The sequence below is a fragment of the Sediminibacillus terrae genome, from assembly GCF_009602435.1.
GTDB lineage: Bacteria > Bacillota > Bacilli > Bacillales > Amphibacillaceae > Sediminibacillus > Sediminibacillus terrae.
The window spans coordinates 126,789-145,338 of the sequence record NZ_VZDQ01000024.1; the positions used below are offsets into that span (position 1 = coordinate 126,789).

An 18,550-nucleotide genomic window follows, 5' to 3' on the forward strand; every position below is an offset into this window, starting at 1 on the left:
TCCCTGCCGAAAACATACGATAAAGGGATTGTTTTGCCAATGAATATGGAAAGGACAAGGAATAAATACCCACTCAAAGCCCCTGTCTTATACACTCAATCCGTACGAATGACCTATTCCCGACACTTATCCACTACTCTCCACAAATTATAAACAGTTGTTGTGCACAGATGTGGATAACTTCTGTTATATCACAGAGATTGTTAATAACTACTGTGTTTATCCCCAAGTCGATTTCACTGAGTCCGTGCACGTTAATTCCGTTCATTTCAAACCCTGGATATCGACAGACTTTGCTTCTTTCCCAAAAGAACTCTTCCACCAGGTCCCCTCTGGCAGTGCATGACCTTCGGCAAACGATGGAAAAGCAGCCTGTTCAAACTGCAATAGCACCAGCAACGTATCGAGTGCTGCTTGATGGCTGTAAATGTACACACAATCAGCTGCTTTCTCTCCGGCCAATGTCATCGCTGTCTCCAATACAGTCCATGGAAAAGAAGATGGCACTCCTTCTTTAATATACAAGCTTTTCAGCCAAAAAACCTGATCCTCCATAGGAAGCAAGGCGAAAAAAGCCTTATATTCCCCTTTTACTTCTATCAGGAATCCATTTTCCTTCACGTTGTGTTTTCCGCGAAAAGCTTCCCATGACCCGGCAAAAAAACGCTGTAACACCTGGTCATCCAACCTGTTAGTATGAATCAGTTTCATCCGCACACTCCCTATCCCGTTTTCTTAAACCGGCTCTTCTGACCGGAATCACTGTTTAATCTAGTCTATGAGTGATAGAGGAGTGATATGATAGATTTAACTGAACCATTCTAAAAAGAAAAACTTCACCTTTACTTCTTTTTCTTCCTCCGGATCCGATTTTTCTGACTCTTCTTGCGTTTCTTCTGTCTCAGCGACAGTGGAACCATCCGCAAAATCGAGAAAGCACAACGGCGGAAACAATACGCACCACCAGTTTGCACCTTTGCCTGCGCCGAGCGTAATCAGGATTGCTTCATACTCACCGGCCGGGTAGACATAGGACCCATATACTTTATCCGGAAACGTAACATTACTTCCGTACTCTACTTGATAGGTTTGATTTGAACCTTTCTCTTCCAGTACTTGCTTAACGATAGCTTCTATCTCGGGAAGCTTGTCCTGGATCAATTCTCTCGCTTCATCTATATCAGAAATATCGCCGACCCATTTTGTAATATCGGCATTGACCCGGTCGCGGATCAAACGCTTTAAAGCCTGATCACTAGCGCTATCACTGTTCGCCAAAATTCTGAGCCGGATCGCTTCATCCGGTATGACCTGATACCCAGCTTCATCCGTTTGTCCTAACTGTCCAAGTCCCTTAGTCGGGAAAAAACCGATCAACGCTAAAAAAATAAGAAAATAGATAAGATAATTCCGCATTTCTCCTGCCCCTTTCGCTAACTGTATAGCTCCATTATGGACAGAGAGAAAAGCTTTTAAACTCGCAATCTATTATTTTTATGCTGCTAATCGGAAAGCTGCGCAAACACCATGCGATTCTTGCCATTTATGTCTTTTTTTATTTCAACGGAAGCGCCGGGGAATTTACTGCGGAGCAATCCGGCAACTTGCTCTCCCTGTTGATGGCCGATTTCAAAAGCTATCAATCCCCGACCGGAAAGAATAGAACCAGCCTGATCAATGATTTGCCGATAAGCTGCAAGGCCTTCATTCTCGGCAAACAAAGCCAATGCAGGATCAAAATTTTTCACTGTGTCATCCAGAGATGCTTTGTCCTGGTAAGAAATATAGGGTGGATTGGAAACGATGATGTCCACCTTTTCGCGCCGGTCTATTATTGGCTGTAAAAAATCACCCAGATAAAACTGGACTTCAGCTCCAAGTCTGGCTGCATTTTGTTCCGCCACCTGTACAGCCTGTTCGGAAATATCCGTGGCAGCCACCTGCCAGGATGGTTTTTCCAGCTTCAGGGTGATGGCGATCACCCCGCTTCCGGTTCCTGCATCGACGAGCCGAATGGGCTTTTCCCCAAATTCCCGGGCATATTCCAGGACACCGAGTACCAATTCTTCGGTTTCCGGACGCGGAATCAAAACATGCTTGTCGACGTAGAACTCCCGGCCATAGAAGGACTCCGTGCCAATCAAGTGTTGGACCGGTATTCCCGTCTCTCCATGTGCTTTCACATCTGCAGTGAACTGATCATCTGTTTCCTTCTGCAATAGTTCACGCTGAGCAGCTAAAAACCCGGCCCGTTCCAATCCAGTATGATATTGCAGCAAGATTTCGGCGACTCGCGGTTCCCGGTCATGCTGTTGTAAAAAAAGAGAAGCCCAGCGAAGGGCTTCATTGATTGTGCGTCGTTGTGCTGTCATGTCATTCACCGATTTGTTCCAATTTTTTGGTTTGTTCTTCCATCAGCAAGGCATCGATGATTTCGCCGACTTTCCCCTCCAAAATCTGGTCGAGCTTTTGGATTGTCAAACCGATTCGGTGATCAGTCACCCGGTTTTGAGGAAAATTGTAGGTGCGGATCCGTTCCGATCGATCGCCTGAACCTACTGCAGACTTTCTTGTTTCATCGTATTCCGCTTGTGCTTCTTGTTGGAATTTGTCATAGATTCTGGCACGCAATACCTTCATGGCTTTTTCCTTGTTTTTGATTTGCGACTTTTCATCCTGAATCGAGACAACGATCCCTGTCGGCATATGTGTCAGACGCACAGCAGACATCGTGGTGTTGACACTCTGGCCGCCAGGACCGCTGGATGCAAATGTATCGACACGGATATCCTTGTCATGGACATCGACTTCCACTTCTTCCGCTTCCGGCATAACAACCACGGTGGCAGTGGATGTATGGATCCTGCCGCCCGATTCCGTTTCCGGAACACGCTGCACCCGGTGAGCGCCATTTTCAAATTTCAGTTTGGAAAAAGCGCCATCGCCATTAATCATAAAAATAATTTCTTTGTAGCCCCCGACACCAGTCGTGTTGGCTTCCATTACGTCGATTTTCCAGCCTTCCGATTCAGCAAAACGGGAATACATCCGATAGAGGTCGCCGGCAAACAAAGCAGCTTCATCGCCCCCAGCTGCACCGCGGATTTCCATGATGACGTTTTTATCATCGTTAGGATCCTTCGGCAACAACAAAATACGCAGCTTTTCTTCCAATTCTTCTTTCCGTTGAGAAAGCTCACTGATTTCCGACTTGACCATGTCCTGCATTTCTGGGTCCTGTTCCTCATCCAGCATCACTTTGGCATCGTCCAGCTGGGTGGTCACTTCTTTATATTCACGGTATGCCTGGATGACGTCTTCCAGGTCGGATTGTTCTTTCGAATATTCACGTAGCTTTTTCGTATCACTGATTACTTCAGGGTCACTGAGCAATTCATTCAATTTATCATAACGGTCTTCCAAGGATTGCAGTCTGTCTAACACTTCATCCACCTCTTTCTCCTTAACAGTATAATTATAGTACAGGAGAAAAACCCCGTCAAAAAAAGCTTGGCAGCGATTTGAAGCGGGTCATCAATCTTTGCGATTTCACCCTGCTCAGCGTGACATCCAGCCGTCAAGCAGTTCAATCAGGCCCATCCCCAATGCCAGTGCAGGTCCTAACAGAAAAACACCGGCCAGCAAATATAGAATAGCCTCCCACAGCGGATGACGCCGCTTACGAGGTTCTTCTTCAATTTTCTGTTCCAGTTCGGTCAATCGCCGATTAAGTCGATTTACTTCTTCGGACAATTCCTGTTCCGAGTGATGGCCCATGTTTGGTCCCCCTTGACATGAATATTGCTTCTTTCTATGTTATTTTAACATAACAGCATTGGCCTGCTGCCCCTCATCCGGTTAAAATTGCGCTTGTTTTGTTCAGGAAACAGGAAGTCGCCAATCCAGACAAAAATCCATTATTATGTATAACGAGACAAAGGAAGCTCTGGACTTCCTTCCGGAACTAGAGCTCCCTTCCTGTCAGATCAACGAATGACCACCCGCACATGGTAATTCCCATTCACCTGGTCATCGACCGACCGTCGGATTTGATTGATTTTGGCCATTTTCTCCCCCGAGTTGAATTTCCCGTTTAAAACGGCTTCAATCCGGATTTCTTCATCAATCATTTCGACACTTTCCACCGTGACGGCTTCCACTGATTCGGCTGCCCGGACGATCGCCGCTCTGCTAGTGTCCTGGACGATTTCGCGATCGCCATATTCATCGAAAATCCTCGGCTGAGTGCCCCGCAATTGGATATACCCTTCTTCCGTTGTTTCCACTTCTTCGCCCTGCGGCATACTCCCTTGTTCCTGTCCGTTATTCCCGGTTCCACATGCATTCAGTATTGCCAAACAAAAGATGGCTGTCAATATTCTATACATACCCAACCTCCATGCTTTTTCCTTAGCATGCTTCTGCAGCACGATAATATCCGCTTGAACGGAATCCAGCAGCTTGCTTATCGATTAGGTCCGCAGCACGAATACACTTCGCTTTCCGCGGGTGCCCCGTGAGCCTCCTCGACTTCGTCTGCGGGGTCTCGCATAGGTCACTGATCCCGCAGGAGTCTACGTGTATTCGTGCTGCTCAGAGTATTTGCAATTTCACTCTCGATTTTGCAGAAAAAAGATAACCAAAACGGAAAGACTTACAGAGAGTTGGTCAAAGGAAGCATATCCTCCTCCGGCTGATAACTGTCATTCTTGATACATGAATTTCGCCCTCTACCTTCTCCACATATCAAAAAAACAGGATACCGAAATGGCATCCTGTCTTGAAATCATTAATTCGATGTAGGAAAAGCTTTTAGGTTTAGCGCTTGCCTGGGCCGGTTCGGCACTTCATGGTGATGGCGGCAGCGAGGCTCGTACGACTCAGAAGCACCCACCAAAATGATGGGATCATCATAGGAAGCAGGCTTGTCATTGATCAGACGCTGGGTCCTGCTTGCCGGGGACCCGCAAATCGGACAAATCGCATTCAGCTTTGTCACCGATTCGCTCAACGCCATCAATTCCGGAACCGGTCCGAACGGTTCACCCCTAAAGTCGGTATCAAGACCGGCAACGATGACCCGGTGGCCATGATTGGCCAATTCATCGACAATGCCGACAATTTCGTCATCGAAAAACTGAACTTCATCTATTCCGATTACATCGACTTCTGCATCGATATATTCAAGAATATCGGCTGCTCTGTCGACCGGACGCGCCAAAATCGACGTTCCGTTGTGAGAAACAACCGATTCCTCAGAATACCGACTGTCAATGGCGGGTTTGAATACCCGGACAGATAGATTTCCATATGTAGCTCGGCGCACCCTTCTTATCAATTCCTCCGATTTACCAGAAAACATGCTGCCGCAAATCAGCTCTACCCATCCACTTTGTTTCATTACATACATCAACGGGACACTCCCTTCAAGATTGCAAAGACGCTGGATCATGTTACTGCCGCAGTTGTACTCTATTTCCATAGTTATTGCCTTGTTCATCTATAAAAAAACGTCTCTTTTTGTTTGAATTCTTCACGATTTGCATCCATCTTGCCACAATACAAAGTAAAAAAACAGGCAAAAAGTTAGACGATTTGCCTGTTTTTCATGATTATCTTTGGTTTTTTCCACCGGGATATCCCCTGGGGACAATTAACCAAGGTTATATTTTTTCTTGAATCGATCGACACGTCCGCCAGCTTTGTCCGCTTTTTGCTTACCAGTGTAGAACGGGTGAGAAGCTGAGCTGATTTCCACACGGATCAACGGGTAAGTATTGCCGTCTTCCCATTCAATTGTTTCTTCAGAAGACTGTGTAGAACCGCTTAGGAATTTGTAGTCAGAGCTAGTATCAAGAAATACTACTTTTCTGTATTCCGGATGAATTTGTTCTTTCATGTTCTTTCCACTCCTTTTGCCCTGAATCCTTTGGAAACAGAGTTATTGTAAGGCCACAATCCGAATATGATCCGGAAAGAGGCGTCAGAATATCCGCCAATAAGGACAGCAATTTATTCTAAGCTCACATAGAATGATTATAACAGTGTAAAATTGCCTTTGCAAGCGACAGTTGGGAAAAATCCAGATGTCCTTCACATGGACGCGCCCGCCTCCACGACGCTAGGGAACTAGAGGTAAGGACGTTATATCCGGAGATTTTTCCGCCATTTACCAGAAAACAAACTACCCCTTTCTGGCTGTCCCTTTCCGCTTCATATCTTCCTCCATGGACTGGAAAAACTCTTCGTTGTTTTTCGAAGCCCTCATGCGGCGAAGGAAACGCTCGACAAAGTCATTGGAGTCTTGCATTGTTTTTCTGATCGCCCAAATCTTATCGAGATGATCCTTGGAAACAAGCAATTCTTCTTTTCTCGTACCGGAACGCAAAATATCGATTGCCGGGTAAATACGACGCTCAGCAAGACTTCGATCCAGATGAAGTTCCATATTGCCGGTCCCTTTGAATTCTTCGTAAATGACGTCATCCATACGCGATCCCGTATCCACCAAAGCGGTTGCCAGGATGGTAAAGCTCCCGCCTTCTTCGATATTACGCGCTGCACCGAAAAATCGTTTAGGACGATGGAAGGCAGCTGGATCGATACCGCCTGACAGCGTACGACCACTTGGCGGAATGACCAAGTTATATGCCCTGGCTAATCTGGTGATGCTATCCATCAGCACAATGACATCCTTTTTGTGTTCCACCAGCCGCATCGCCCGTTCCAATACCAGCTCGGACACTTTAATATGGTTTTCCGGCACTTCATCAAAAGTAGAGCTGACAACGTCGACATCCGGATGGACAGAGCGTTCGATATCCGTCACTTCTTCCGGGCGTTCATCAACCAACAGGATAATCAGTTTTGAATTGGGATGATTCTTGGAAATGCTGTTGGCGATTTGTTTCAACAGCATGGTTTTCCCTGCTTTTGGAGGAGCGACAATCAATCCGCGCTGGCCGAATCCGACCGGTGTCATCAGATCGATAATCCTTGTCGACAGCTTTCTTGTTTCTGTCTCCAAACGCATCAAACGGTCTGGATACAATGGCGTCAGGGCAGGGAAATGAACGCGTTCTTTGGCAGTTTCCGGGTTTTGACCGTTTACCGCATCCACGTGAAGCAACCCGTAATACCGCTCGTTTTCTTTCGGCGGACGGACTTTTCCAGACACCTTGTCACCATTTCGCAGATCAAACCGTCGGATTTGCGAAGCCGAAATGTAGATGTCTTCTGCACTAGGAGAATAATTGATCGGACGAAGAAAACCGAATCCTTCCGAAGGAATGATTTCCAAAACACCATCCATGAACAAAAAGCCGTCCTTTTCCGCCTGGGCTTTTAAAATGGAAAAAACAAGCTCGCGCTTGGTAAGCTTTGCGTAATAGGATACTTTATATTCTTTTGCTTTTTCATACAGTTCTTTCAATGTTAATGTTTCTAAATGAGAAATGGTCAATTCAGCCACAAAATCACCACACCTATTAAATTTTGATATTTTATCGAACACAACCTATCGGAACCTCCGCATGATGGCAGACAGATTCCAACACCGCCGAAAGACACAGCAGTGCTACAGGTTTATTTTCAATCGTAATAAATGAATTGGGTAGTAATGCACTTCCTGGTTGGAGCCTCATTGGATAGCTTTGATAGATTTAGCTGACGGAGGAAAACCCAGTAGGAAAGCCAGCGAGTGTTCACTAAAGGCTTTTCTTTTCAACAATACGATAAAAACGCAACTGGACGCCCAGTGTCGTTGGCGAAGCAAGCGTTTCACTATATACTATCATCCATGCAACTCATACATTCTGATAGCATAAAAGCTGATCCAAGAAGAAGTTGAAGGAAAGCATAAAACTAGAATAGAAGTTTTTACGTGAGTACATCAATCATTATAACCAAACTAAACACTTATTAAACTTCTTCCATAGTACCGTTTCTTTCTCGATTATTCAACTATAATTTATCGGGCAGCCACCAAGAACATTGTATGCCCTTACAATATTCTGACGGCAATCCCTCGGCTCGTTTGTTTACAAGGGAGGGAACATAACAAAGAACGGAGGGCAAGTCAGAGGACACGGAAAAAAGCTTGTCCAACCCGCAGAAGGGCCGGACAGCTTTCCGCCTCCTTATTTATTCCCTGCCGAGCGACTCGACGGAGGGCCTATTCACTGGTCAAGAGTTTTGAAACTGCTCCACTTCTTCAGCGGTCATTTCTTCCCGCCAAATCTTGGCACCAAGCTGGGACAGCTTCTCTGTAATTTGTTCATATCCCCGGTCTATATGTTCCAAACCGGTTATTTCCGTCACGCCATCAGCCATAAGCCCGGCAGCGATCAACGATGCACCAGCCCGCAGGTCGCTCGCCTTTACTTTCGCACCTTCCAGTTGGACAGGTCCGGAGACAATGGCCGAACCACCTTCCACCTTGATCAGCGCGTTCATTCTGCGAAGCTCGTCAATATGTTTCAATCTCGCCTGATAGATTGTATCGGTCACGACACCCGTACCTTTTGCTTTGGTCAGCAAAGATGTGAATGGCTGCTGCAAATCGGTCGGAAACCCGGGATGGACAAGCGTTTTGATATCGACACTCTTCAGTTCTTTTCCGGGCTGGACAAGCAGCTGCTCATCGCCTTCTTCGATTGACACACCCATTTCGCGAAGCTTAGCCAGCAAGGACTCGAGATGCTGGGGAATGACATTGTCGATCAATACTTTTTCTCCCTGTGCAGCCGCCATGATTGTATAAGTCCCCGCTTCAATCCTGTCTGGGATGATGGTATGCATACAGCCTGTCAAGTTATCACAACCCTCAATCCGGATAACATCTGTCCCGGCTCCCTTTATTTTCGCGCCCATGCTGGTGAGCAACGTTGCGACATCGATAATTTCCGGTTCCTTGGCTGCATTTTCGATGACTGTCTTCCCTTTTGCTCTCACTGCTGCCAGCATGATGTTGATGGTAGCCCCGACACTGACCACATCCAGATAAATCCGGGCACCGCGCAATTCATCCGCCCGCAGGTAAATCGCGCCTTGTTCGTTGGTCACTTTAGCGCCAAGCGCTTCAAAGCCTTTTATGTGCTGATCAATAGGACGAGGGCCTAGATGGCATCCTCCCGGCAAACCGATCACCGCTTCTTTGAATCGACCGAGCATCGCTCCCATAAAATAGTAGGAGGCACGAAGTTTTTTCACTTTTCCGCTTGGAAGCGGCATATTGATCATATTGCTAGGATCGATATGAATCGTCTGTCCCTTCCAGGAAACGTCCCCGCCGATTTCCTCCAGTAAATCTCCCAACACGTCTACATCCGATATTTTCGGCAAGCCCTCGATGATCACTTTCGATTCTGCGAGTATTGCAGCCGGCAGCAATGCAACCGCACTGTTTTTCGCTCCGCTGATCCTTACTTTGCCATTCAAAGGTCTGCCGCCTTCTACGAGTATTTTTTGCATCTGGAACTCCTCACTCCCTGAGATTGTTCGAAACAGCTTACTGACAGCGGCTGTCCGCTTTCATTGTCACTGTGGCTTTAAACGCAACTTCACTATAATAAGAATAAGTATTGATGTTCAATCCGAACAACCTGCAGTATTCTAGTTAGTCAACCTTATTCTACACAATTTTTGCCAAACAATACTAATTTTGCATCTGCCGATCCGGCAAAGGGTTGATGGCTTGAACTTTGCTAGAGCGGCAGCAGTCTCACTTGATTGTACCACTCTTCTCCAGGTGCAGCCTGCGATGAGATGCAGGCGCACTCCGCCCCCATAGGGGAACATATGAAGCGAATGAATTTGGTATGTATCTTAGTTGATTGTAAGTAGGAATGATGGCTGGAGAGTGGGATAGTATGAAAAGGAAACTGCCTGTATAGACAGTTCCCTATTTTCAACATTTTTAAGCAGCTTTATTAGGCACGGTTAGAAGAACCAAACTCACGCATTTTGCCAATGACGGTTTGTTTGATCGCTTCACGTCCAGGTCCCAGATATTTACGAGGATCGTATTGGTCTGGCTGTTCTGCAAGTACTTCACGTACTTTTTGCGCCTGGGCGATTTGATTTTCCGTGTTTACGTTGATTTTGGATGTACCAAGAGAAAGCGCACGCTTAATATCTTTAGTCGGGATACCTGTTCCGCCGTGCAATACTAGTGGTACATTCACCAGGTTGAATACTTCTTCCATACGGTCGAAACCTAGGTTCGGTTCACCTTTGTAAGGACCATGAACGGAACCAAGGGCAGGGGCGAAGCAGTCAACGCCTGTCTCATTGACAAGACGCTCACATTCTGCCGGGATGGCATATGCAGCTTCAGCATCTTCAACGATCAGGTCATCTTCCTGCCCGCCGATACGGCCAAGTTCAGCTTCTACGGAAACTCCGTTAATGTGGGCAACTTCTACCACTTTCTTTGTCAGTGCAATGTTTTCTTCCAACGGGAAATGGGAACCGTCAATCATAACGGAAGTGAATCCGGCATGAATAGCTTGGACACATTTTTCAAAACTGGAGCCGTGATCCAAGTGAATCGCGACCGGTACAGTTGTACCATACTCCTCCATCAACGCTTTCACCATCGATACAACCACTTTGAAACCACCCATATATTTTGCGGCGCCTTCAGAAACACCGAGGATTACTGGGGATTTTTCTTCTTCTGCTGCTTGAAGAACGGCTTGGGCATATTCAAGATTGTTCAAGTTGAACTGGCCGACACCATAGTTATTTTGCTTGGCTTCTTCAAGCATTTCTTTCATTGAAACTAATGGCATGCTGTTTTTCCTCCTTAGGGTATGTTGTCTTGCTTAGTATGCAATATCCAGTCAATAAGTATTTTTGATTGGGTACAGTATAAGAATACCAACTACCACCCCTCGGTGCAACAAAACAGTGAAAAGATACCGCTTACCCGGATTTATTCAGATTATTATGTAATCAGTTGCTGTTTTTTTCTGCCAATATCCGGTTGACCCTCTCTCTGGCATCATCAATATTGAACGGTTTCGCGAAGATTTCTTCCACCATTGGAAATTGATCCTTTTTCCCTTCTATTTCTTCGGACAGCCCGCTCATCAAAATCGCCGGCACTGTAACGCCTTCTTCTTCGAGCCGGTGCAAAAGGGCGCTGGCATCCATGATTGGCAGCTTGTAGTCAACCATCAGTAAATCAGGCGGTTCGTTGACAATCTTATCTAGTGCCTCCTTGCCATTTTCTGCTGTTTTGATTTGATACCCTTCCGTTTTCAAAATTTCCTCCAGCAGCAAACGAATCCCCGGTTGGTCATCGACAATCATTACGGTTTTTTTCATTTGTTCTTCAACCCTTCCTGATTTGAAACTATTGCATGTTATGTAAGCATTTTTCTATTTCTTTCCCGCTTCCCCTTCAGGTTTCGCAGCGCGCATTTCTCTCCGTTTGAATGGACACTTACCGCCTAATTACCCAGGAACCGAATAATACTTTTTGCCTATCAATCATATTTTCACATGGTTGGCGAAATGTAAAGATGCCGGGTCTATTAGTTGTTCGATATAAAGGTACGATTTCCTGCTGAATTTGAAGAATTATGTCTCCTTGTTTCGCTTTTCATTCCTTCCATAACTCTTTCAGCCATAACTTGTCGCTTTTTGCCTATATCTTCGTTATAAACAGAAAAGACGAGGCGGGACCAGCCTGCGTAATGCTTCGTCAGCTTTGCATCTTAATCTGGTCTTATGCTAATCTTCGCTGTGGAGTTGCCCGCGCTGGTACCAAGCATCCTTTTCCTCCATAATTGCCTCATGGGATCGGGGAAAGATACGCGTATACACTTTTCAACCATTCGTACTTCTTTTTTGAATTCACGTACTCTTTTCTGAAGTTGAGGAGCCATTGAAGCAGGTCGATGTTCTATCTATTGCGACAAAAAAACAGCTGCACAAAAAAAGCGCACCGTTTTGTCCTGGGACGCACGGCTGCGCTTTTAAAACATGGTTATCTATTGATTGTCTCTGTGAGTTGCCGAAGCACCGATAAATCCATCGAACAGCTGCTGCGGACGATTCGGCCTTGACTTGAATTCCGGGTGGAACTGGGAAGCGACGAACCAAGGGTGGTCTTCCAGCTCAATCGTTTCAATCAACCGACCGTCCGGGCTTGTCCCGGAGAAAACAAATCCTTTTGCCTCCATTTGTTCCCGGTAGATGTTATTGAATTCAAAGCGGTGACGATGGCGTTCGTATACAACGTCTTCCTCTCCGTAAGCAGCCCGTGTTTTGGTGCCTTGTTTCAAGCGGCAAGGATAGACGCCAAGTCTCAAAGTCCCGCCAAGGTCTGACACATCCTTCTGTTCAGGAAGCAGGTCGATGATTGGATGTGGTGTAGCGGGATCGATTTCTGCAGAATGCGCTCCATCCAATCCGAGCACATTCCGGGCAAATTCGACAGTCGCCAACTGCATACCTAGGCAAATGCCCAAGAATGGGACTTTGTTTTCCCGTGCATAACGTATTGCATCGATTTTACCTTCGATTCCTCTGTCTCCAAAACCTCCAGGTACCAAGATTCCATCCACACCATCCAGCTTCGCTGCCACATTTCCGGCCGTTACCTGCTCGGAATTAATCCAGCGGATATCGATGTCCGAATCGTACTGATAGCCGGCATGCTTCAACGCTTCGACCACCGAGATATAAGCATCCGGCAATTCCACGTATTTTCCGACCAAACCGATTGTCACCCGTTTGCTGAGACTGGTGACTTTATGGACTAATTCATTCCACTCCGTCATATCGGCCGGTTCGCAATCAAGACCGAAATGGTCACATGTCAGTTGATCCAGCTGTTGCGCCTGCAAGGAGATCGGAACATGGTAAAGCGTATCTGCATCGCCGGCTTCAACTACTGCCTTCGGGTCAATGTCGCAGAACAAGGCGATTTTATCCTTCATATCCTGACTGATCTCCATCTCAGTACGAAGCACGATGACATCCGGTTGAATCCCCAGCGAACGCAACTCTTTGACACTATGCTGCGTCGGCTTTGTCTTCATTTCCCCGGCTGCTTTCAAGTAGGGGACAAGCGTACAGTGCAGATACATGACATTGTCCCTGCCGATATCGCTTTTGATTTGCCTGATCGCTTCCAGGAAAGGAAGGGATTCAATATCCCCTACTGTTCCGCCGATTTCCGTGATGACGACATCGGCATTTGTCTGCTGGCCGGCGCGGAATACTTTGTCTTTGATTTCGTTGGTAATATGAGGGATCACTTGGACCGTTCCACCGAGGTAATCGCCTTTTCGCTCTTTCTTGATGACCGTCGAATAGATTTTACCAGTGGTCACGTTGCTGTACTTGTTAAGATTGATGTCGATGAATCGTTCATAATGTCCCAAATCCAGGTCTGTTTCCGCTCCGTCTTCCGTGACGAAAACTTCTCCATGCTGATATGGACTCATCGTACCAGGATCGACATTGATGTATGGATCAAATTTCTGGATGGTTACATTCAATCCCCGATTTTTCAGCAAGCGTCCCAGCGATGCTGCCGTTATCCCTTTTCCAAGCGAGGAGACGACTCCTCCTGTTACAAAAATATACTTTGTCACCCTAAATCCCTCTTTCTATGTTAATGATTCTTTGAATGAACTGATCCTTTTAAAAATAATCATCATATAACAACCAGCGATCAATAGCAAGCATTTGCTTACCGGTTAGACTTTTCCAATCGGCTGTTTTTTATGAAGGCTGTTTCTAAATAGTGATATACAGAAAGCGCCTGGGATATATCATGCCGAATTCCTTCTGCGCTTTCAGCGATACGATCATATTGCCCGCACCTCTCATTCCTGACAGCGAACCAATCAGCTTCCTGCAGCCGGATTTTCCTGCCGCGATAATTATCTTGAAAAAAGCATCTGTGAAAAGCAGGGTTCCTTTCCATATAGCTCATGCAGCTTGTCCAGACTCAACACGTTGTTTGGAAAGCGTATATTTTTCTTATAAAACAACAAAAGCGCTCCCCTGTTCAGGGGAACGCTTTTATAAACGAACAATAATTTAAAGAGCCCAAATAAAATTTTACTCACTTGCCTGTGGAAAGTCAAGCGCCGTTTACTTAATTATAATTATCATCGTTCGCATCGTCGTCATCTTCATCGCCGACATAAGAGACGTCTTCCTCGACAACCTTTTGATCTTCATCGTCCAGTTTGCCGCTGCGGAAATCGCCATCATACTCATCATCGTCGTCCGCATTATCGGTATCATCGTCGTCAAATTTATCATCATTGTCATCGGCGAATTCGTCGGTCGTATCGATATCGTCGAAATCAAGATCTTCTTCCAATTCATCCAAATCGTCTTCGATTTCCTCTTCCACGTAGATATCCTCTTTTTTCCGTTTACTTGTTTTCGCTTTCGCTTTTTTCTTCTTTTTCTTTTTGGGCGCTTCCGTGATTTCTTCTTCAACCTGCTCAATCGGGTACCATTCTTTCAATCCCCAAAGGTTGGATCCAAGCGTCAAAAAACGACCGTCCGTGTTCAAGTCGGTATAAAATTGTGCGATGTATTCATCTTTTTGTGCTTCGGTGAACCCTTTCAGTTCCGCAATGCGGTCATATACTTCTCTAAAATCTTTTGCTTTTTTCTCTTCAGCAAGGATTTCACTCGCCAGTTCGATCATCGATAAACCCGTAATCTCCTCGTGGCTGTAATTTGTCAAGCTCACGGTCAAGCACTCCCTTTACGTCAATTTATTAAACAGACAGGTATCCAGCTGGAGCCGCTGCCTGTGCCTGGTTGATATTCGATCAATGAGATTGTTTCGATCTTCAAGTATCAGCCGCCTGACATTACCAGCATGCGATACTGTTAACAAATCCTCTCATACATTATATGGTTATAAAAATCAAATTGCAATAATAGCCTATATTTCCAAAGACATGGCTCCAGATGCTCCGTCTCTTTCCTTTCCAACATGTTTGGGAAAGACTTAATAACCGCACAAGCGAGACATTTATGCCAGCTAAAGCCGATACCTAACGTATTTTTTACTTTCATATCCAATTACTTTTCACAATTTCAGCAGGAAATAAACCTGATAAAATGAAAAAATTCCATTTCCCTTTCCCGGCATCCCCCGGCAACGGTTCACAGAAAAGATGCCCATTGACCTGAAGGGCATCCTTTCCATAAACATGACATATTTTCCGCGACGATTATGTCCACTATGTGACCATAAATCAATCCGGAGATCCACCTATGGAGTCAACAACCGTCACCGCGCTTGCTTTGCATCCTACATGTTGCGTCGATATTGGCCGCCGACTTGATAGAGAGAGTTCGTGATTTGCCCCAGACTTGCCACTTTTACCGTTTCCATCAGTTCAGCGAATATATTCCCTCCAGAGGCTGCAGTCTGTTTCAATCGATCAAGCGCAGCTTCCACTTCAGCCCCATGCTCCTTGTGGAACCGTTCCAACTCTTGGATTTGATGCTGTTTTTCTTCTTCCGAGGCACGGGCCAGCTCCATGCTGTCCATATAATCGGCAGCGGGCGGATTTGGGTTTAAATACGTATTGACCCCGATGAGCGGTAATTCCCCGGAATGTTTTTTCGCTTCATAATACAGCGATTCCTCCTGGATTTTCCCGCGTTGATACTGCCTTTCCATCGCACCGAGCACACCGCCGCGATCGTTGATTCGTTCAAATTCCTGTAAAACTGCTTGCTCGACCATATCGGTAAGCTGGTCAATGATGAATGAACCTTGCAAAGAATTCTCGTTTTTGGTCAAGCCGAACTCTTTATTGACAATCATCTGGATTGCCATCGCCCGGCGGACAGACCCTTCTGTCGGCGTCGTGATCGCTTCGTCATAAGAATTGGTATGGAGGGAATTGCAGTTATCCTGAATCGCGATCAACGCCTGCAAGGTTGTACGGATATCGTTAAAGTCGATTTCCTGGGCATGCAGGGAGCGACCAGAAGTTTGAATGTGATACTTCAGTTTTTGACTGCGTTCTCCCGCTCCGTATTTATCCCTCATCACGATAGCCCAAATTCTCCTGGCGACACGGCCGATAACCGTATATTCGGGATCAAGACCGTTGGAGAAAAAGAAGGACAGGTTCGGCGCGAATTTGTCGATGTCCATTCCCCTGCTCAAGTAATATTCGACATAGGTAAACCCGTTCGCCAGGGTGAAAGCCAACTGGGTAATCGGGTTGGCTCCGGCTTCGGCGATATGGTAACCGGAAATCGAAACGGAATAATAGTTGCGGACCTGATGATCGATGAAATATTGCTGAATGTCGCCCATCATCCGCAAGGCGAATTCAGTAGAAAAAATACAGGTGTTCTGCCCCTGGTCTTCCTTGAGAATATCCGCCTGGACCGTGCCCCGGACAGTAGCAAGCGTACTGGCCTTGATATCTGCCGCTTCTTCGCTTGTCGGTTCCCGTCCGTTCTCATTAGTGAATTTAGCTAGCTGCTGATCGATGGCGGTATTGAAAAACATGGCCAGGATAATCGGAGCAGGACCGTTTATCGTCATGGATACCGACGTTTTCGGATCGATCAAATCAAATCCATCATACAGTTTTTTCATGTCATCCAACGTACACACGCTGACGCCGCTTTCGCCGACCTTTCCGTAAATATCGGGCCGCGGGTCCGGATTTTCGCCATAGAGGGTCACGGAATCAAACGCCGTGCTGAGCCGTTTGGCCTCATCATCCTTCGATAAGTAATGAAAACGGCGGTTGGTTCGCTCAGGTGTGCCTTCCCCGGCAAATTGCCGCTTCGGGTCCTCTCCTTTTCGTTTAAAAGGGAAAACACCGGCGGTAAACGGGAAAGCTCCCGGAACATTTTCCTTCAACAGCCAAATCAGACGGTCTCCCCAATCGGTGAAACTCGGAAACGCTACTTTGGGGATTCGCAGACCGGACAGGCTCTCGGTACTAATGTCCATGTTCACGTCTTTGCCTCTGACACGGAAGGTCATTTCTTCCCCCTGATAGCGGTCCCGTGTATCCTCCCAACTTTCCAGCAGCTGCTTGCTGCTTCCATCAAGCAACGCGTGGTGTTTCTCCATCTGGTCCTTTAACTGTTTCTCCACTTCCTCGTTTTCGACAAGCTCTACCGTTGCCTGCAAATGCTCGATTTTTCTGGCGACAGAAGCTTGATCTTCTGCCTTTTTATGATAATTTTTCACGATAGAGGCGATATCACGCAAATAGTGGCGGCGATCGTTCGGTATGATGACATTTTGTTTTTCGACGAGTTTGGATTTGGCGAAGGAAGTCGTATTTTCCCATTCAAAATCCTCGTTCAATTTTTCGACAATCGCCGCAAACAATGTATTGGTACCTGCATCGTTAAATTGACTGGCAATCGTTCCGAACACAGGGAATGTCTGCTTATCCTGGTGAAACAGCATGCGGCTGCGTTCATACTGCTTACGCACCTGGTTGAGTGCATCCTCCGAGCCCTTTTGTTCAAACTTGTTGATGACGAGAAAGTCTGCATAATCGATCATATCGATTTTTTCCAACTGAGATGGCGCACCGAATTCAGCTGTCATGACATACATGGATAAATCACAGACATCCGTTATCGCAGCGTTCCCTTGGCCGATGCCGCTCGTTTCCACGATGATCAAATCCATTCCGGCTCCTTTCGCAATTTCAATCACGTCGTGGATCGACCTGGATAACTCGCTGCTCGAATCACGCGTTGCCAACGATCGCATGAACACCCGGTCGGAAAAAATGGCGTTCATGCGGATCCGGTCACCCAGAAGCGCGCCGCCTGTTTTCTTTTTGGTAGGGTCGATGGATAAAACAGCCAATTTTTTATCCGGAATTTCGTTAAGGAAGCGCCTGATCAGTTCATCTGTCAAGGAACTTTTCCCAGCGCCCCCTGTCCCCGTAATCCCCAATACCGGAATGGTTTTGGTCTGCTGGTTGTCCCGTACCGCTTCGACTGCTGCTGCCTGCTCGGAAGCAGCGTTGTTTTCAACGACACTGATCATTTTTGCCAGGGCCCTATGATCCCCGGTGGCCAGTCTCTCGACTTCATCCGCCAAATCGACCGGCGGTACAAAATCGCATTCTTCCAACATTTGATTGATCATTCCCTGCAAACCGAGTGTGCGGCCGTCCTCCGGCGAAAAGATTCGTGCCACTCCGTAATCGTGCAGCTCCTTTATTTCTTTCGGGATGATGACACCTCCGCCTCCCCCGTAAACACGGATATGGCCGGCATCCTTTTCTTTTAATAAATCCACCATATACTTGAAGTATTCGACATGCCCGCCTTGATAAGAGGAAATCGCAATCCCCTGTACATCTTCCTGAATGGCAGCATTGACGATTTCTTCAACAGACCGGTTATGTCCGAGGTGGATCACCTCCGCACCGCTGGCCTGCAGAATCCTGCGCATAATATTGATCGACGCATCGTGTCCATCGAACAAGCTTGAAGACGTCACAAATCTGACCGGGTGATCCGGCTGGTATATCTCGACCTTTTCCATCAGAAATCC

General features: G+C 46.5%; 15 protein-coding genes. All 15 read right to left on the reverse strand.

The genetic code is table 11. The features are described 5' to 3' along the window. Positions 1-264: 264 nt before the first annotated feature. The 15 genes from F6X55_RS11910 to icmF all read right to left on the reverse strand — a co-directional run bounded on the left by F6X55_RS11910 (position 265) and on the right by icmF (position 18,541). Positions 265-711: a hypothetical protein gene (locus F6X55_RS11910; RefSeq protein ID WP_153463526.1), complete on the reverse strand. Its 447-nt coding sequence runs from the start codon at positions 709-711 to the stop codon at positions 265-267. Between the two features lie 96 nt (positions 712-807). Continuing rightward, positions 808-1,416 carry a stage II sporulation protein R gene (gene spoIIR / locus F6X55_RS11915; protein ID WP_153463529.1) on the reverse strand — a complete coding sequence of 203 codons (609 nt, stop codon included), beginning with the start codon at positions 1,414-1,416 and terminating at the stop codon, positions 808-810. Positions 1,417-1,502: 86 nt separating this feature from the next. Continuing rightward, a complete protein-coding gene (gene prmC, locus F6X55_RS11920; RefSeq protein ID WP_035426944.1) occupies positions 1,503-2,372 on the reverse strand; it encodes a peptide chain release factor N(5)-glutamine methyltransferase in 870 nt (289 codons plus the stop codon). Between the two features lies 1 nt (position 2,373). Then, a complete protein-coding gene (gene prfA / locus F6X55_RS11925; RefSeq protein ID WP_026771885.1) occupies positions 2,374-3,444 on the reverse strand; it encodes a peptide chain release factor 1 in 1,071 nt (356 codons plus the stop codon). Between the two features lie 114 nt (positions 3,445-3,558). Next, complete coding sequence (locus F6X55_RS11930; RefSeq protein ID WP_026570787.1) at positions 3,559-3,777, reverse strand: hypothetical protein; 219 nt, start codon at positions 3,775-3,777, stop codon at positions 3,559-3,561. Between the two features lie 209 nt (positions 3,778-3,986). Then, positions 3,987-4,388 (reverse strand): hypothetical protein, encoded by a 402-nt coding sequence (locus tag F6X55_RS11935; protein ID WP_026771886.1) that lies wholly within the window; start codon positions 4,386-4,388, stop codon positions 3,987-3,989. Positions 4,389-4,789: 401 nt separating this feature from the next. Beyond that, positions 4,790-5,410 carry a thymidine kinase gene (locus F6X55_RS11940; RefSeq protein WP_026771887.1) on the reverse strand — a complete coding sequence of 207 codons (621 nt, stop codon included), beginning with the start codon at positions 5,408-5,410 and terminating at the stop codon, positions 4,790-4,792. A gap of 243 nt (positions 5,411-5,653) precedes the next feature. Then, positions 5,654-5,899, reverse strand: a complete 246-nt coding sequence (locus tag F6X55_RS11945) for a type B 50S ribosomal protein L31 (RefSeq protein WP_026570790.1) — start codon at positions 5,897-5,899, stop codon at positions 5,654-5,656. Between the two features lie 285 nt (positions 5,900-6,184). Beyond that, complete coding sequence (gene rho, locus F6X55_RS11950) at positions 6,185-7,471, reverse strand: transcription termination factor Rho (protein ID WP_026570791.1); 1,287 nt, start codon at positions 7,469-7,471, stop codon at positions 6,185-6,187. Positions 7,472-8,184: 713 nt separating this feature from the next. Further along, entirely contained in the window at positions 8,185-9,471 is a 1,287-nt protein-coding gene (locus F6X55_RS11955; protein ID WP_026771888.1) for a UDP-N-acetylglucosamine 1-carboxyvinyltransferase, read from the reverse strand. A gap of 458 nt (positions 9,472-9,929) precedes the next feature. Beyond that, positions 9,930-10,793 (reverse strand): class II fructose-1,6-bisphosphate aldolase, encoded by an 864-nt coding sequence (gene fba / locus F6X55_RS11960; RefSeq protein WP_026570793.1) that lies wholly within the window; start codon positions 10,791-10,793, stop codon positions 9,930-9,932. Between the two features lie 163 nt (positions 10,794-10,956). Then, the gene (locus F6X55_RS11965) at positions 10,957-11,331 is read right to left on the reverse strand and encodes a response regulator (RefSeq protein ID WP_153463532.1); all 375 of its coding nucleotides are present in this window, start codon (positions 11,329-11,331) and stop codon (positions 10,957-10,959) included. Between the two features lie 668 nt (positions 11,332-11,999). Further along, on the reverse strand, positions 12,000-13,610 hold the full coding sequence (locus F6X55_RS11970; protein WP_026570795.1) for a CTP synthase: 1,611 nt from the start codon (positions 13,608-13,610) through the stop codon (positions 12,000-12,002). A 509-nt stretch (positions 13,611-14,119) separates the two neighbouring features. Further along, positions 14,120-14,731 carry a DNA-directed RNA polymerase subunit delta gene (gene rpoE, locus F6X55_RS11975; RefSeq protein ID WP_153463534.1) on the reverse strand — a complete coding sequence of 204 codons (612 nt, stop codon included), beginning with the start codon at positions 14,729-14,731 and terminating at the stop codon, positions 14,120-14,122. 570 nt (positions 14,732-15,301) lie between these two features. Then, positions 15,302-18,541 (reverse strand): fused isobutyryl-CoA mutase/GTPase IcmF, encoded by a 3,240-nt coding sequence (icmF, locus tag F6X55_RS11980; RefSeq protein WP_153463535.1) that lies wholly within the window; start codon positions 18,539-18,541, stop codon positions 15,302-15,304. Positions 18,542-18,550 lie beyond the last annotated feature (9 nt).